Below are 15611 nucleotides of genomic sequence, written 5' to 3'. Positions count from 1 at the left end.
CCGCCACCCGAGGACAGTGCCTCGAAAGGGTGACGGGCCGGCGTGGGGACGGGCGGCGCTAGTGCGCGACCGCCTTCTCGGCGCCGACGCCGGTGAGGGCGCGCACCTCCATCTCCGCGTACTTGGCCGGGTCCTTCTCCTTGGAGAGGACCGTGCCGAGGTAGCCGAGGATGAACGAGAGCGGGATCGACACGATGCCGGGGTTCGACAGCGGGAACAGGTCGAAGTCCGCCGTCGGGAACATCGAGGTCGGCTTCCCGGACACGGCGGGCGACAGGACGATCAGCAGGATCGTGACCGACAGGCCGCCGTAGATGCTCCAGAGCGCGCCGCTGGTGTTGAAGCGCTTCCAGAACAGGGAGTACAGGATCGTGGGCAGGTTCGCGGACGCGGCCACCGCGAACGCGAGCGCGACCAGGAAGGCGATGTTCTGGCCGTTGGCGGCGATGCCGCCGACGATGGCCACGACACCGATCACCACGGCGGTGCGCCGGGCGACGGTGACCTCCGCTTCCTTGTCCTCCACCGCGCCCTTCTTGATGATGTTGGCGTAGATGTCGTGGGCGAACGACGCCGACGCGGTGATCGTCAGACCCGCCACCACGGCGAGGATCGTGGCGAACGCGACCGCCGCGATCAGACCCAGCAGGATCGGGCCTCCGAGCGCTTCGGCGAGCAGCGGTGCAGCCGAGTTGGCCTTGCCGGGTGCGGCGTTGATCGCGTCCGGGCCGACCAGCGCACCGGCGCCGTAGCCGAGGACCAGCGTGAACAGGTAGAACAGGCCGATCAGCCAGATCGCCCACACCACGGAGCGACGGGCTTCCTTCGCGGTCGGGACCGTGTAGAAGCGCATCAGGATGTGCGGCAGGCCCGCGGTGCCGAGCACCAGCGCCAGGCCGAGCGACAGGAAGTCGAGCTTGCTCGTGCCGGTCGCGCCGTACTGGAGGCCGGGGCCGAGGATCTTCTCGCCGAACTTCGGGGCGTTGTCGACGGCCGCGCCGAGCAGCGTCGACAGGTTGAAGCCGTACTTGGCGAGCACCCAGACGGTCATGATGCCCGCGCCGATGATCAGCAGCACGGCCTTGATGATCTGCACCCAGGTGGTGCCCTTCATGCCGCCGATGAGCACGTAGGCGATCATCAGCGCGCCGACCACGGCGATCACGATCGCCTGGCCGCCCTTGCCGGTGACGTTGAGCAGCAGCGCCACGAGGCCGCCCGCGCCCGCCATCTGGGCCAGCAGGTAGAAGAAGGACACGGCCATGGTCGACGTCGCCGCCGCGGCGCGCACCGGGCGCTGCCTCATGCGGAACGCCAGCACGTCGCCCATCGTGTACTTGCCGGTGTTGCGGAGCAGTTCCGCGACCAGCAGCAGCGCGACGAGCCACGCGACCAGGAAGCCGATGGAGTAGAGGAAGCCGTCGTAGCCGTTCAGCGCGATGGCGCCCGCGATGCCGAGGAACGACGCGGCGGACAGGTAGTCGCCCGCGATGGCGATGCCGTTCTGCGGCCCGGTGAACGCGCGACCGGCGGCGAGGTAGTCGGCCGCCGTCTTCTGGTTGCGGCTCGCCCGGATGACGACGACGAGGGTGATCACCACGAACACGGCGAAGATGCTGATGTTCAGCACCGGGTTGTTGTTCACGCGTGGCCGCCTTCGAGCTCGTTGCGGATCTTCTCGGCCGCGGGGTCGAGGTTCTTGTTGGCGTGCCGCACGTAGAGCGTCGTGATCGCGAACGTCGACACGAACTGGAGGAGGCCGAAGATCAGCCCGACGTTGATGTTGCCGATGACCTTGGTCGACATGAAGCCGTGCGCGTAGTCGGCCAGCAGCACGTAGAGGAGGTACCAGACCAGGAAGAGGCCTGCCATCGGGAAGACGAAGCTGCGCAGCCTGCGACGCAGTTCCACGAATTCGGGGCTCGCCTGGACCACTTCCCAGTCGTGCTCGCCGAGGTGATTCGACTCTGCTGGGGGGTGCTCAGCAGTGCTCACAGTCCCCTCCTCGCGTCCGTGTCGTAGGTGTCAGCAACGTGACGGGCACGTGATGCCTCCCTGAGGTGCTTCAGGTACGGGCTGCACCGTAGAGACCTGCGGCTACTGGCTGTAAGTCCCCGTTGGGTTCATTGCGCCCAACTGTCGAGTGATGCGATGAGCGGTACTGCTGCTGAGACGAATTGCCCTTCATCGGACAAACCTCACCGTTAACCAGATCGATACACCGAGGCTCACCCATTTGAGACCTTGCTAACACTCCGATACCAAAGGCTGAGGTCAGGAGCGGGGTCCGCCCCGGTGCTTCAGGTCGAGCCGCGCCTTCTCCTCCACCGAGCCGAAGCGGGCGACGTCCCGGTCCTGGATGAAACCGAGCGGGTCGGGGGCGTGCAGGCGCAGCAGGATCTGGTTCACGTCCTCCGGCCGCCGCCGTCGGGTGCCCTTGCTGACGACGATCATGGTGATGAACGCGATGGGCACGGTGATCAGCGCGGGCTGCGCCGTGACCGACGGCGCCCAGTGACCGGTGTAGCTGCTGACCACGGTCAGGACCTGGGCGGTGATCACCAGCCCGCCGCCGACCACCAGCCCGTAGACGGCGCCGACCCACGTGAGCCCGCGCCACCAGATGCCCAGCACGAGCATCGGGCAGAACGTCGACGCGGCCAGGGCGAACGACATCGCGACCGTGAGGGACGCGTCGCCGCGCGGCAGCAGCAGCGCGAGGCCGATGGCGACCGCGCCGGTCAGCACCGTCGCCCACCGGAAGTCGCGCACCTTGCCCGGCAGGATGTCCGTCGACACCACCCCGGCGACGCTCACGACCAGGCCGGACGAGGTCGACAGGAACGCCGCGAACGCGCCCGCGGCGACGACCGCGCCGAGGATCTGGCCGCCGAGGTTGGGCAGCACCGTGCTGGGCAGCATCAGCACGGCGGCGTCGGTCTTGCCGGTCACGAGCAGCTGCGGCAGGAACTGGCGGGAGATCACGCCCAGCACCGTGGGGAAGATGTAGAACAGGCCGAGCAGGTAGAGCACGTGCAGCGCCGTCCGGCGGGCCGCCGTGCCGTCCGGGTTCGTGTAGAACCGCACCAGCACGTGCGGGAGGCCCATGGTGCCGAGGAACGTCGCGAAGATCAGCGAGTACGTCTCGAACAGGCCGAACAGGCCGTCCTGCTGCGGCTTCAGCCAGCTCTCGTTCGTCGTCGGCACACCGTCGACCACCGGGACGGCGCTGCCGGCCTCGACGCTGAGCCGCGTGTCCGCGGCGAGCGTGTAGACGCCCTTGTTCCAGAGCACCGGACCGTCGGTCGGCGTCCCGTCGACCACGCCGCGCACGTCGAGCATGATCGGCTCGGACACCCGGACGCGGACCGGGTCGCCGGTGGTGAACGTGACGTCCTCGTGGAACCGCAGCAGCCCGTTGTCGTCGATCGTCTGCGCACCGCTGCTCGGGCCGCCGAGGAACACCACGAACAGGATGAACGTCGGCGCGGCGATGGCGAACAGCTTGCCCCAGTACTGGAACGCCTGGACCAGCGTGATCGCCCGCATCCCGCCGCCGAGCACGTTGACCACCACGATCACCGTGACGACCGCACCCCCGAGCCACGCGGGGAGACCGGTGATCGTGTTCAGCGTCAGCCCCGCGCTCTGGAGCTGCGGCACCAGGTAGAGGACGCCGATGCAGACCACGAAGAACGTGCACACGTGCCGCAGACCGGTCGAGCCGAGCCTGGCTTCCGCGAAGTCCGGCAGGGTGTACGCACCGGACCGGCGCAGCGGCGCGGCGACGAACAGCATCAGCGCGAGGTACCCGGCGGTGAAGCCGATCGGGTACCAGATCGCGTCGATGCCGTCCTTGAGGACGAGGCCCGCGACACCGAGGAACGAGGCCGCGGACAGGTACTCGCCGGAGATGGCGGCGGCGTTGCGGGTGGACGGCACCGCGCGGCGGGCGACCAGGAAGTCCGGGGTGGAGTTGGCCCGCCGGGAACCGACGTAGCCGAGCAGGAACGTGACCACCGCGACCACGACGACGCCGGAGAGGCTCCACAGGTCCTGGGTCATGTCAGCGGTCGACCATGCTCACGAAGTCGCGCTCGTGGCGCTCGGCGGTGCGGCGGAACCAGAACCCGATGGCGTAGAACAGCGGGAACGGCACCAGTCCCAGGACGATCCAGGGCAGCCGCACGCCGACGAGCTGCACGTCGGAGAGCGCGGGCACCCACAGGAACAGCGCGGGCAGCAGGCACAGGAACAGCAGGGTGCTGCCGCCGAGCAGGAACGCCGTGCGAAGCTGCTGGTTGATCAGGTCGCGCACCAGCTTCTCACCGACGCTGGTCTGCTCCTCCAGCTCTATGATCGTGCGCATGGCCCTGCCGCGGCCCTTGCTGTCGGCCAGCACGACGCGGCGGCGCCGCTGCTTGCGGCCGGACGCCTCCAGCGGGGAGTCGCGTTCCCCCGGCTGCGGCTGGTCCGGTTGTCCGGGCGGACCGGACCCGATGTCGTGCCTGGTCATCCCCAACTGCTCTTGGGCGGACGCACGATTCGCTCCTTCAACTCCCGCGTGTGCCTGCGGCTCACCGGCAACTCCTTGGCGTCGGCACCGCTGCCGATGACGACCGCGTAGCCGTTCGACGTCATGCGCAGTTCGCTCACCAGGGGCAGGGCCACCAGGTAGGACCGGTGGATGCGGACGAAGCCCGCGTTGGCCCAGCGCTCTTCGAGCTGCGCCAGCGGGATCCGGACCAGGTGGCTGCCCTCGGCGGTGTGCAGGCGAGCGTAGTCGCCCTGCGCCTCGACGAACCGCACCGTGGCCCTCGGGACCAGTTTGATCGTCCCGCCCAGTTCGACGGGGATGACCTCCTCGTCCGTCGGCTCGACGTACGCGGGCTGGTTCTCCGGTGCCACCGCCGGTGTCTGGTTCACCCGGTCGACCACGCGGGAGATGGCCTTGTTGACGCGGTCGTCGTTGATCGGCTTCGTCACGAAGTCCAGCGCGCCGACCTCGAAGGCGACGACGGCCTCCGAGTGCTCGACCCCGGTCACGAACACGAGGGCGGGCGGCGCGCGGAACGCGTTCAGCACCCGCGCCAGGTCGGTTCCGCTCAGCCCCGGCATGTTGATGTCCGCGAAGACCGCGTCCACCGGAGGCCGACCGTCCTTCGTGCGCTGCATGACCTCGTCGTCGTAGTCGCCGCGCAGTATGCGCAGCGCCTCAGCGGCGTCGAAGGCCGTCAGCACACGGCGGATGTGCGGGCTGCTCTCCAGCAGGAACTTGATCTCGCTCAGACCTGGCGCCTCGTCGTCCACCGCCAGGACGAGGAGACCGGTGTTGTCGTGGGTGCTCACTGTGTGCGCATCTTGCCCATCCGCGAGGGGTCGTGTCTACGCCACCGACCAGCCGTTGGAGAACCTTGATCTCACAATCCGAATCGGGACCAGCGCGCACGTTCCTCCAGCGCCGCCAAACCGTCGAGCACGAAGTCCCCCGATCGGGTGGTGGCTCCGGCCAGTCCGAGGCGGCTGAGGAGGTTCTTCTTCGGCTCCGCGATGGTGATCTCGGCGTCCGGGAACCTCTTCGCGACGACGCTCCGAACGGTCCCGATGCCGTCGACGAGCCCCAACTCGGCCGCCCGCACCCCCGTCCAGACCTCACCGGTGAACAGCTCGTCGTCGGCGGCGGTCAGCTTGGCACCGCGGCGCTCCTTCACCCAGTCGATGAACTGCGAGTGCAGCTGGCCGTGCAGGCTCCTCAGCCACTCGACGTCCTCGGGCTTCTCCGCCTGGAACGGGTCGAGCCGGACCTTGTTCGCCCCGGCCGTGTAGACCCGGCGGTCCACGCCGTAGCGCTCCAGCAGCCCGTTGAGCCCGAACCCGGCGCTCACGACACCGATCGAACCGACCATCGACGTCCCGTGCGCGTAGATCTCGTCGCCCGCGCACGCCAGCCAGTACCCGCCCGACGCCGCGAGGTCCTCGCAGAACGCCAGCACGGGAACCCCCTTCTTGTCCGCCAGCTCCCTGATGCGCTCGGCCACGAGCGCGGACTGCGTCGGCGCACCACCCGGTGAGTTGATCAGCAGCGCGACCGCGAGGAGCCGGTCGTGCTCGAACGCGCGCGTGAGCGCGGTCTCCAGGTTCTGGAGGCTGATCGAGTTCCGCGCCATCGGCGTGGGCGTCGGCGTGATCACCCCGTGCAACCGCACGGCCGCGACGACCGGCGTCCGCTCGCCCCGCTCGCCGACGATCTTCGGAAGGCGGGCCGCGATCTTGTCAGTCACGCTGCTCATGACCACGACCCTACGTGCGGCGGGGTGGGGTTCGCGCGGTTAGCATCGGGGACCAGCGCAACCACGGCGAGGTCGCCCATGACGTTTAACCCGATCCGATGGCTAGAGCGGTACGTCGAGTGGTGGGACGACCGGGGTCGGCAGAACGCGGACGGGCCTTCGCCCATGGGTGTCTACTGGATGTGGATCCTGTGGTGCGTGTGCGCGGTGATGCTGGTGACCGTGTTGGCCGCCGCCGCTCGGTGAGTGCCGCTGGTTCGGGTGTTGTCGGTTCCCGCCCGCCGGGTGGCAGGCCGCTGGTCCCAGCGGATCCGGTGGTGGCCGCCGGTCCCAGCGGTGGTGGCCGCGGCTCGCGCCGGGTGCCGCTCGCCCCTACGCCCTGATCACCGGTTGTTCGCTGGTGTCCTCCATCGTCGGCTGCACCAGCGTCAGGTTGGTGCGTACGCCCCTGCTGTACTTGGGGATCTTGAGGATGATCTTCATCCCCGCTTCCGGCGCCGTTTCGACCACCAGCGCGTACTCGTCGCCGAAGACCGCCCTCATGCGGTCGTTGATGTTGCCCAGGCCTACGTGCGCGCCTGTCTGGTGGGCGTCCTTGAGGTCGTCGAAGAGGCGGTCCGGGTCCATGCCGACACCGTCGTCCTCGACGCTGATCAGTGCTTCCGCGCCGTTGTCCTCGGCGATGATGGTGAGGAGGCCGCCGCCCGGCTTCTTCGCGATGCCGTGCCTCACCGCGTTCTCCACCAAGGGCTGGAGCACCAGGAACGGCAGGACCACCTGGAGGACTTCCGGGGCGATCCTGAGGCGGACGTTGAGCCTCGGGCCGTACCTCGCCTGTTCGATGGTGAGGTAGCGGTGGATGTTGGTCAGCTCGTCGGCGAGGGTGGTGAAGAAGCCGTCCGTCCTGAACGAGTAGCGCGTGAACTCCGCGAATTCCTGGAGCAGTTCCCTGGCGTGGGCCGGGTCGGTGCGGATCAGGGACGAGATGGTGTTCAGCGCGTTGTAGACGAAGTGGGGCGAGATCTGGGCCCGCAGAGCCTTCACCTCCGCCTGGGCCAGGGCCTGGCGGGACTTCTGCAAGACCTCCAGCTCCAGCTGGGTGGAGACGAAGCGGGCTGTTTCCTCGGCCATGCGGATCTGGCGCTTGTTGGCCACCCCGCTGATCACGATGAGCGTTCCGGCCACGTCGTTCTCCACCACCAGCGGCACGACCACGGCGCTGTGCAACGAGCACGGTCCCGGTAGCTCGCAGCCGAGCTTGCGGTGGTCCACGTGTTCCTTGTGGCCCTCGGTGATCGCCCTGGCGATGTACTCCTGGAGGAACTCGTAGTGGTCGTTGGCGCCGCCGTCCCACGAGAGCAGGGTGCCCTCGTGGTCGGTGATGCCCACCGCCACGCACCTCAGCATCTCGCGCAGGTGGGGTGTCGCCTTGTCCGCCGCCTCCTGGGTCAGGCCCTCGCGCAGGTCGGCCGACGCCTTCGACATGCGGTGCAGCATGTCCATGACGGCGTCTTCCACGGAGGTGCTCACGCGTCGAGCACGGCAGAGCATCACGAAGAGGCCGAGGACGGCCAACGTCGCGATGACGCCGAGCACCGTCCTCTCGGCCAACAGGTCACCCACACCGACCATGCTGTTCCGTCAGGTGCCCTCTCGGCAAGGGCCTCCGGCCCCCAACGCCCGTACGGTCCACTGCTTCGGGTAGACATCCGATGACTCAGCGGCAAAAGTGGCGGTGTGCAGAAGGTTGTCGAGAAGTCGCCGAAGGTCGCTTTGTTCGCAACATGCCTGACTGACACGTTGTACCCGGCGACGGCGCGGGCCGTCGTGACGCTGCTGGAGCGGCTGGGGTGCTCGGTGGAATTCCCGCTCGACCAGACGTGCTGCGGGCAGATGCACTTCAACACCGGCTACCCCGACCACGCGCGCGGACTGGCCGGGGCGTACGAGCGGACGTTCACCGGCTACGACGCGGTGATCATCCCGTCCGGGTCCTGCACGGGGATGGTGCGCGACATCCACCCGCAGCTCGGGTCGCGGCCCGCGCCGACCTACGAGCTGTCGGAGTTCCTGGTCGACGTGCTCGGCGTGACGGACGTCGGCGCGTACTTCCCGCACCGCGTCACCTACCACCCGACGTGCCACTCGCTGCGGATGCTCGGCGTCGGCGACAAGCCGTTGTCGCTGCTCAGGGCCGTGCGCGGGCTGGACCTGGTGGCTCTGCCGGACGCCGAGTCGTGCTGCGGCTTCGGCGGGACGTTCGCGGTGAAGAACGCCGACACGTCCACGGCGATGCTGTCGGACAAGATGCGGCACGTGCTCGACACCGGCTCGGAGGTGTTGACGGCGGGCGACAACTCGTGCCTGATGCACATCGGCGGTGGGCTGTCGCGGCTGCGCGCGGGCGTGCGGACGGTGCACCTGGCCGAGATCCTGGCGAGCACCGAGGAGGAGCCGTGGGCACCCGCAACCCGGTGACGTGGCTGGGCAGTCCGAAGTTCCCGGACGCCGCCCGGACCGCGCTGGCGAACACGCAGCTGCGCGGCAACCTGCGCAGGGCCACGGGCACGATCCGCGGCCGCCGTGCCGCCGCGGTCGGGGAGATGACCGACTGGGAGGACCTGCGGCTGGCCGGTGAGGCGCTGAAGGACGAGGTGCTGGCCAACCTCGACGTCTACCTGGAGCGGCTGGAGAAGTCCGTGACCGAGCGCGGCGGTGTCGTGCACTGGGCGCGGGACGCGGCCGAGGCGAACGAGATCGTGCTGCGGCTGGTCCGCGAGACCGGGTCCGACGAGGTGGTCAAGGTCAAGTCGATGGCCACCGCCGAGATCGGGCTCAACGAGGCGCTCGAAGCCGGTGGTGTGACGGCGATCGAGACCGACCTGGCCGAGCTGATCGTGCAGCTCGGGAACGACCGGCCGTCGCACATCCTGGTGCCCGCCATCCACCGCAACCGCTCGGAGATCCGCGAGATCTTCCGCCGCGAGATGCCGGACGTGCCGGACGGCCTGACCGACGAGCCCCGCGACCTGGCCGAGGCCGCGCGGGCGCACCTGCGGCGGAAGTTCCTGTCGGCGAGGGTGGCCGTGTCGGGCGCGAACTTCGCGGTCGCCGACACCGGGTCGATCGTGGTGCTGGAGTCCGAGGGCAACGGCCGCATGTGCCTGACGCTCCCGGAAACCCTGATCACGGTGATGGGCATCGAGAAGCTGGTGCCGACGTGGTCCGACCTGGAGGTGTTCCTCCAGCTGCTGCCCCGGTCGTCGACGGCCGAGCGGATGAACCCCTACACCTCGGTGTGGACCGGCGTGACGCCCGGCGACGGGCCGCAGCGGTTCCACCTGGTGCTGCTCGACAACGGCCGCACGGCCACGCTCGCCGACGAGGTCGGCAGGCAGGCGCTGCGCTGCATCCGCTGCTCGGCGTGCCTCAACGTGTGCCCGGTGTACGAGCGCACCGGCGGCGAGTCGTACGGCTCCGTGTACCCGGGCCCGATCGGCGCGATCCTCACGCCGCAGCTCGTGGACGACCCGCACGACGCGCAGGCCGCGTCGCTGCCGTTCGCGTCCTCGCTGTGCGGCGCCTGCTTCGAGGTGTGCCCGGTCCGGATCAACATCCCCGAGGTCCTGACCCACCTGCGGGCGCGGTCCGTCAAGGCCCGAGGCCGCTCGCCCGAGTCGATCGCGATGGCCGCCGCCGCGTGGGTGTTCAGCTCGCCCAGCCGGTACGAGCGCGCGCAGAAGCTGGCCACGTTCGCCAAGCTGGTCAGCCGCAACGGCCGCATCACCCGCCTGCCCGGTCCCGGCGCCGCGTGGACGTCGTCGCGCGACGCGCCCGTGCCGCCGAAGCAGTCGTTCCGCGCCTGGTGGAAGGAGAACCGTGGCTGACGCGCGCACCGAGGTCCTGGCCCGCATCCGAGGGGCCCTCGGCGACCGGTCGGCACCGGTGGTGGTGCCCCGCGGGTACCACCGGACCGGGCCGGGGTCGCTGGACCTGCTCGCCGAACGGGTCGCCGACTACCGCGCGACCGTGCACCGGGTGGCGTCCGACGGGCTGGTCGAACTGATCGGGTCGCTGCTGGCCGGGCGCCGGATCGTCGCGCCCACCGACCTGCCCGCGTCCTGGCTGGTCCCGTCGGTGACGTGGCTCGCCGACTCGCCGCCGCTGACCGTCGAGGAGCTGGACGGCTCGGACGGCGTGCTCACGGGGTGCGCGGTGGCCATCGCCGACACGGGCACGATCGTGCTCGACGCCGGTGAGGCCCAGGGCAGGCGGGTGCTGACGCTGCTGCCGGACTACCACCTGTGCGTCGTGCGCGAGTCCCAGGTGGCGGCGACCGTACCGGAGGCCCTGGCCCGCCTGGACCCCGTGCGCCCGCTGACGTTCATCAGCGGCCCGTCGGCCACCAGCGACATCGAGCTGGACCGGGTGGAGGGCGTGCACGGACCGCGCACGCTGGAAGTGATCATCCTGCGGGACTGAGCCGTTCGGCCGACACTCGGTGCATGGAAAAAGGCGACAAGGTCTCCTGGTCCAGCCACGGTCAGCGCGTGCGGGGCGAGGTGGTCGAGGAGATCACCTCGGACACCGAGGCCGCGGGCCGGACCGTGCGGGCTTCGGAGGACGAACCGCAGTACCGGGTGAGGAGCGACAAGACCGGCAAGGACGCGGTGCACAAGCCGGACGCGCTGCGGGAGAAGTCGTGACCGGGTTCAGCGAGGCCGTCAACATGACCGCCTCGGAACTGGAGCGCTGGCTGGACACCGACGAGTCGAAGTCGGTCGGCCAGTCCGACGGAGGCGAGTCGGTCGGCCACCGCTCCGGGCGGCGGATCGTCGACATCCTGGGCAAGAAGAAGGCCGACCTGACCGACGCCGACGAGGAGCACATGGCCAAGGTCGTGGGCTACGTCCACCGCCACCTCGCCCAGCGTCCCTCCGGCGACGTCGAGGACACGCGGTGGCGGTACTCGCTGATGAACTGGGGCCACGACCCGCTGAAGCCCTGAGCGTCACTTCAGCAGGCGCGACATCCTGCGGTCGGCCAGCGGTTTGCCGCCGGTCTGGCAGGTCGGGCAGTACTGGAACGCCTTGTCGGCGAACGAGACCTCGCGGACGGTGTCGCCGCAGACCGGGCACGGCAGGCCGGTGCGGGCGTGGACGCGGAGGCCGGAGCGCTTCTCGCCCTTGAGGGTGGCCGCCGACTGCCCCACCGAACGGCTGACGGCGTCGGTGAGGACGGTCGTCACGGCCTCGTGGAGCTGGTCCAGCTTGTCGTCGGCGAGCTTGCCCGCCGTGGCGTACGGCGAGAGCCGCGCGGTGTGCATGATCTCGTCGGAGTAGGCGTTGCCGATGCCCGCGAGCAGCGTCTGGTCGGTGAGGGCCGTCTTCAACCGCTCGCCGCGGCCTTCGAGCAGCGACGCGAGGTCGTCGCGGCTCAGGCTCAGCGCGTCCGGACCCAGGCGGGCGATGCTCGGGACCTCGGCCGGATCGCGGACGATCCACGCGGCCAGGCCCTTCTTCGTGCCCGCCTCGGTCAGGTCGAAGCCGGGCCCCTCGCCGGGCGGACCGAGGTGGACGCGCAGCGCCAGCGGACCGCGACCGGGTTTGGGCGGTGGCGCGGACGTGGTCTCCGACCAGCGCAACCAGCCCGCGCGGGCCAGGTGCACGACCAGGTGGATCCCGTCGCAGTCCAGGTCCAGGTGCTTGCCGTGCCTGCCCGCGCCCGTGACGGGACGGCCGACCAGCGCCGTCCACGGCGGGTCGAACGTCTTCAGCACCTGCGTGGACGCGACGTCCACGCGGTGCACCGTCCGCCCGACGGCGTGTTCGCGCAGGTGGTGGGCCAGCGCCTCGACCTCTGGTAGTTCCGGCACCAGCCCAGTGTCACCCGTGGACGCCGATCAGTCGACCGGTTGCAGCGGACCCTCGACGTCCGGCAGGGAGTACATCTCGATGTTCCGCGACACCTTGGACGCCTCCTGGCGCACGGTGAGCACCCCGCGGACCTGGCCCATCCACAGCTCCGGCGGCTGCTCGTCGGCCGTCGCCTTCGACTCCGCGACCAGCGTCCACGGCCTGCGCAGGCTCCAGCGGACCGGGAAGAACAGGAACAGGAAGATCAGCGCCAGGATCAGCCACGCGGGCACGACGACCTGCTCGGGTGTCCACGAGACGAGCACCACGCCCATCACGATGACGATCAGCATCATCATGACGCCGGGGCCCTGGCCCCCGCTCACGTCGTGCTCGAAGTCGCCGTCGGGGGACGGGTTGCGCCACTCGATCCGGCTGCGCACCGTCCACATCCGGCCGTCCGCACCGCGCACCAGCCGCGTCATCACCGTCTCCTAGGCCTCACGAGCGATCACTCAGCGTTGGGTCAACGCTACCCGCAAAGCGCTGCACCCGGCGGGTGAACCGGCGGGGCCTCGTCGTGGCGGGGAGTGATCGCGAATTGTGCCAGTCACTCCGCGCGGTAGGCGGTCCCGTAGGTCGGGTACGGCGGCGGCGTCGAGGTCGGCCGGATGATCACCGTGGTGGGGGTGGGCGAACCGCTGGCCGACGCGGTGGTGGACGCGCTGCCGAGCGACTTCGTCGGGACCGCGGTGGTCGGCGTCCCGGTGGTGGACTCGTTCAGCTCGACCGGCACCCCGGAGTCGGAGCTCTCCACGACGACCTGCTCCCCCACCTCGCCCGCAGGCTCGTCCGGCTCCCCGGTCAGGGTGGCCGCCGACCCCCCGACCGGCGTCGGGGCACCCCGGTCGCCGTGCTGCCGCGCCGCGGCGGGCGGAGCGGCCACCTCTTGGTGCCGCGGCTGGTCGACCTCGTCGGAGCTGGGCGGCAGCGCGACGATCGCGCCGGGCGGCTGGCTGGACGTCGTGGTGGCGCTGGTGGTGATCACGAGCTGCAACCCGTGCGGCGCGTCCTGGTCGGCGCGGATCACCCCCGGCCCCGGTGAGCCGGTGAACAGGCCCGCGAGCAGGCTGAACACGCCGACGGCCGCGGCGGACGCGGCTCCCGCGAGCACGAGCTTCACCCGGCCGCCGAGCCACGCGGCCTTGCCCGCCACGGCGACCGACGCCACCTGGGCGCCGACCAGAGCGGTCGCGGCCACCGGGACGCCGAGGTGCGCGGCGTGCGCGCGCAGCGCGGAGCAGACCTCGGTCAGCTCGTCGTGCAGCGCGCTGCACCGGGCGCACGTGCGGAGGTGCTTGCGGATGCGGAGGTGCTCGGCGCCCTGGACGCCCCCCGCCGTGTACGAGCCGAGCTTGGCCAGCACCGACGCGCACGACTCCCCGCCGCGGTCCTCGGCGAGGTGGGCCTGGAGGTAGGCGGCGCGCAGGCCTTCGCGGGCGCGGCGGGCGAGCGCGGACATGGCGTTGGCGCTGAGGCCGAACAGCGGCGCGACCGCGGACGGCCGCTCCCCCTCGACCTCGACCTGCCACAGGACCGTGCGCCAGCGCTCGGGCAGGCTGGTGAACGCGCGGCCGATCAGCGAGTACTCGGCCCGCTGGGCGGTGGCGTCGGCGTACGGCTCGACCCGCCTGTTCAGCTCCTCGTCGTCCACCGGGACGTCGCGGCGGCGCCCGCTCCACTCCCACGCGACGCGGCGGGCGACCGTCAGCAGGTACGTGCGGACGTGGTCGGTGGGCCCGGTGCCGCGGCGGATCGCCTGGAGCACCCGGAAGAACGTCTCGGCGGTCAGGTCGTCGGCCTCGGCGGGTTCGCGGACGTGCCGCAGCGAGAACCGCCTCACGGCGTCCGCGTGCCGCGAGAACAGCTCGCCGTAGGCGGCGTCCTCCCCGGCGCGAACCCTGGCCAGCAGTTCCCGGTCGACCTCGGTGCCGTCGGTGCCATCGATGTACTCGGCCATCCCGACCAGACACCTCCACCCAGCCACGTGCTCCCAGGTCAACATGCCACAAACCGGTCCTACCGCCCGAGGAAGAAGCCGAGCCGGTACCGAAGACCATCCGGTCGGCGTAGGACGTTCGGCCCAGTCCGCTCGTCCCACCACCGGTGACGAGCCGGTCACGGGTCGGCGTCGGGTGATCTCGCCGGCGTCCACGCGCGAGCCGTGAACCGGTAACCTCCCGACGTGTGGCCGACTGGCGTTCGAGAGCGGCAGCTCTGCTCCCCGAGCTGAGCGGTGTCGTCGAGCAGGAGTCCTGGTCGTGCCACGTGTACTTCGGCGAGGTCTGGCACCTCGCGCTGGAGGCCCACCAGGCGCGGGACGAGGACACCCTCCGGCGCGTCTACGGCTTCGCGCACTGGTGCTTCCAGCAGCCGGAGCAGTTCCTCACCAACGCGATCATGGTCAGCTTCTACGAGCACGTGTTCGACGACTGGGACCTCCGCGACGACGTGGCGCACCGCCTGCCGCCCGAGGTCGTGACCAGGGTGCGACCGCTGTGGGAGTGGCGCATGACGACGGAGCGGTTGGCCGAGGTGGACCAGCTGATCGCCGAGACACGACCCCCCGGTCGAAATGCCGTTTGAGGCTGGGCTATAGTTACCTCGCACCAAGAAAACCGGTGCGGACGTGGCGCAGCTGGTAGCGCATCACCTTGCCAAGGTGAGGGTCGCGAGTTCGAATCTCGTCGTCCGCTCGTTGAAGAGGCCAGTGCTCATCCGAGCACTGGCCTCTTTTCTCATGCCCGTGGCGCGTGCTCCGGCGACCGCGATTAGGTTTGGCCCCGTTAGGAAGACACCTCTTCGAGACGGAGCTTTCAGATGGCCACCACGCGCAAGGCGACCACGCACTGGGAAGGCAACCTGCTGGAGGGCAAGGGCGCTGTCACGCTGGAGTCGTCCGGCATCGGCACCTACGACGTGAGCTGGCCCTCCCGCGCCGAGGCCGCCAACGGCAAGACCAGCCCGGAAGAGCTGATCGCCGCGGCGCACTCGTCCTGCTACTCGATGGCGCTGTCGCACGGCCTCGCGGGCGCGGGCACCCCGCCCACCTCGGTCGACACCTCGGCCGAGGTGACCTTCCAGCCCGGCACGGGCATCACCGGCATCCACCTGACGGTGCGGGCCTCCGTACCCGGTCTGGACGCCGCCGCGTTCGCCGAGGCCGCCGAGGGCGCGAAGAAGAACTGCCCGGTCAGCCAGGCGCTGGCGGGCACGACGATCACGCTCGACGCGACGCTGGTCTGATTTCCCGATGGGGACCGGCTCGGCCGGCACCGGTCGAGCCGTCCCCGTTGGCACATCACGATTTGACCCGACCAGGTGATCAAGATAGGCAGTCCGGGTGCTGTGGGGGCTTCCGGGGAGGGTCGCGGTGGGCGCGCTGGTGGGTGCCGCCTTCGCCGCC

Annotated in this window: 17 protein-coding genes and 1 tRNA gene; 8 read left to right on the top strand and 10 right to left on the bottom strand. The window is 70.2% G+C overall.

Going from position 1 to position 15611, the window contains the following annotated elements:
• Positions 1-58 precede the first annotated feature (58 nt).
• The 7 genes from AC156L_RS29730 to AC156L_RS29700 all read right to left on the bottom strand — a co-directional run bounded on the left by AC156L_RS29730 (position 59) and on the right by AC156L_RS29700 (position 7922).
• Positions 59-1645 (bottom strand): solute symporter family protein, encoded by a 1587-nt coding sequence (locus AC156L_RS29730; protein WP_484407467.1) that lies wholly within the window; start codon positions 1643-1645, stop codon positions 59-61.
• Positions 1642-1995: a DUF485 domain-containing protein gene (locus AC156L_RS29725; protein ID WP_484407466.1), complete on the bottom strand. Its 354-nt coding sequence runs from the start codon at positions 1993-1995 to the stop codon at positions 1642-1644. Before AC156L_RS29725 ends, AC156L_RS29730 begins: the two co-directional genes overlap by 4 nt.
• A 279-nt stretch (positions 1996-2274) precedes the next feature.
• A complete protein-coding gene (locus tag AC156L_RS29720; protein ID WP_484407465.1) occupies positions 2275-4065 on the bottom strand; it encodes a sodium/solute symporter in 1791 nt (596 codons plus the stop codon).
• A 1-nt stretch (position 4066) separates the two neighbouring features.
• Positions 4067-4516, bottom strand: a complete 450-nt coding sequence (locus tag AC156L_RS29715) for a hypothetical protein (RefSeq protein WP_330880988.1) — start codon at positions 4514-4516, stop codon at positions 4067-4069.
• Entirely contained in the window at positions 4513-5349 is an 837-nt protein-coding gene (locus AC156L_RS29710) for a LytR/AlgR family response regulator transcription factor (RefSeq protein ID WP_330880990.1), read from the bottom strand. The genes AC156L_RS29715 and AC156L_RS29710 overlap by 4 nt, the downstream gene beginning before the upstream one ends.
• 71 nt (positions 5350-5420) lie before the next feature.
• Positions 5421-6290 carry a S49 family peptidase gene (locus tag AC156L_RS29705; RefSeq protein ID WP_330880992.1) on the bottom strand — a complete coding sequence of 290 codons (870 nt, stop codon included), beginning with the start codon at positions 6288-6290 and terminating at the stop codon, positions 5421-5423.
• 372 nt (positions 6291-6662) lie between these two features.
• A complete protein-coding gene (locus AC156L_RS29700; protein WP_330880994.1) occupies positions 6663-7922 on the bottom strand; it encodes a sensor histidine kinase in 1260 nt (419 codons plus the stop codon).
• Between the two features lie 105 nt (positions 7923-8027).
• Here AC156L_RS29700 and AC156L_RS29695 point away from each other — a divergent pair, with 105 nt between their 5' ends.
• Genes AC156L_RS29695 through AC156L_RS29675 form a run of 5 tightly spaced genes read left to right on the top strand, consistent with a single transcriptional unit; the run spans position 8028 to position 11298 of the window.
• Positions 8028-8768 carry a (Fe-S)-binding protein gene (locus AC156L_RS29695; RefSeq protein ID WP_330880996.1) on the top strand — a complete coding sequence of 247 codons (741 nt, stop codon included), beginning with the start codon at positions 8028-8030 and terminating at the stop codon, positions 8766-8768.
• Positions 8747-10177, top strand: coding sequence for a LutB/LldF family L-lactate oxidation iron-sulfur protein (locus AC156L_RS29690; protein WP_330880998.1), 1431 nt, complete (start codon positions 8747-8749; stop codon positions 10175-10177). Before AC156L_RS29695 ends, AC156L_RS29690 begins: the two co-directional genes overlap by 22 nt.
• Complete coding sequence (locus AC156L_RS29685; RefSeq protein WP_330881000.1) at positions 10170-10772, top strand: LutC/YkgG family protein; 603 nt, start codon at positions 10170-10172, stop codon at positions 10770-10772. The genes AC156L_RS29690 and AC156L_RS29685 overlap by 8 nt, the downstream gene beginning before the upstream one ends.
• 23 nt (positions 10773-10795) lie before the next feature.
• On the top strand, positions 10796-10996 hold the full coding sequence (locus tag AC156L_RS29680) for a hypervirulence associated TUDOR domain-containing protein (RefSeq protein ID WP_330881002.1): 201 nt from the start codon (positions 10796-10798) through the stop codon (positions 10994-10996).
• Positions 10993-11298 carry a DUF3140 domain-containing protein gene (locus AC156L_RS29675; RefSeq protein WP_330881004.1) on the top strand — a complete coding sequence of 102 codons (306 nt, stop codon included), beginning with the start codon at positions 10993-10995 and terminating at the stop codon, positions 11296-11298. The genes AC156L_RS29680 and AC156L_RS29675 overlap by 4 nt, the downstream gene beginning before the upstream one ends.
• Before the next feature lie 3 nt (positions 11299-11301).
• Here the strand turns inward: AC156L_RS29675 and AC156L_RS29670 are convergent, their stop codons facing one another.
• The 3 genes from AC156L_RS29670 to AC156L_RS29660 form a co-directional block, all read right to left on the bottom strand.
• Positions 11302-12165: an Fpg/Nei family DNA glycosylase gene (locus tag AC156L_RS29670; RefSeq protein WP_330881006.1), complete on the bottom strand. Its 864-nt coding sequence runs from the start codon at positions 12163-12165 to the stop codon at positions 11302-11304.
• A 27-nt stretch (positions 12166-12192) separates the two neighbouring features.
• Entirely contained in the window at positions 12193-12630 is a 438-nt protein-coding gene (locus AC156L_RS29665; protein WP_330881007.1) for a DUF983 domain-containing protein, read from the bottom strand.
• Between the two features lie 125 nt (positions 12631-12755).
• Positions 12756-14165 carry a sigma-70 family RNA polymerase sigma factor gene (locus AC156L_RS29660; RefSeq protein WP_330881009.1) on the bottom strand — a complete coding sequence of 470 codons (1410 nt, stop codon included), beginning with the start codon at positions 14163-14165 and terminating at the stop codon, positions 12756-12758.
• A gap of 227 nt (positions 14166-14392) precedes the next feature.
• On the opposite strand from AC156L_RS29660, the gene AC156L_RS29655 reads away from it, so the two are divergent.
• The 3 genes from AC156L_RS29655 to AC156L_RS29645 all read left to right on the top strand — a co-directional run bounded on the left by AC156L_RS29655 (position 14393) and on the right by AC156L_RS29645 (position 15451).
• Positions 14393-14791 (top strand): DUF7674 family protein, encoded by a 399-nt coding sequence (locus tag AC156L_RS29655; RefSeq protein ID WP_330881011.1) that lies wholly within the window; start codon positions 14393-14395, stop codon positions 14789-14791.
• Between the two features lie 37 nt (positions 14792-14828).
• Positions 14829-14901, top strand: a tRNA-Gly gene (locus AC156L_RS29650).
• A gap of 124 nt (positions 14902-15025) precedes the next feature.
• Complete coding sequence (locus AC156L_RS29645) at positions 15026-15451, top strand: OsmC family protein (protein WP_330881014.1); 426 nt, start codon at positions 15026-15028, stop codon at positions 15449-15451.
• The last annotated feature ends 160 nt before the right edge of the window (positions 15452-15611 follow it).

It is taken from the genome of Umezawaea sp. (genome assembly GCF_057122925.1).
The sequence above is the reverse complement of the archived record's forward strand: the minus strand, read 5'-3'. Positions and strand labels throughout refer to the sequence as shown.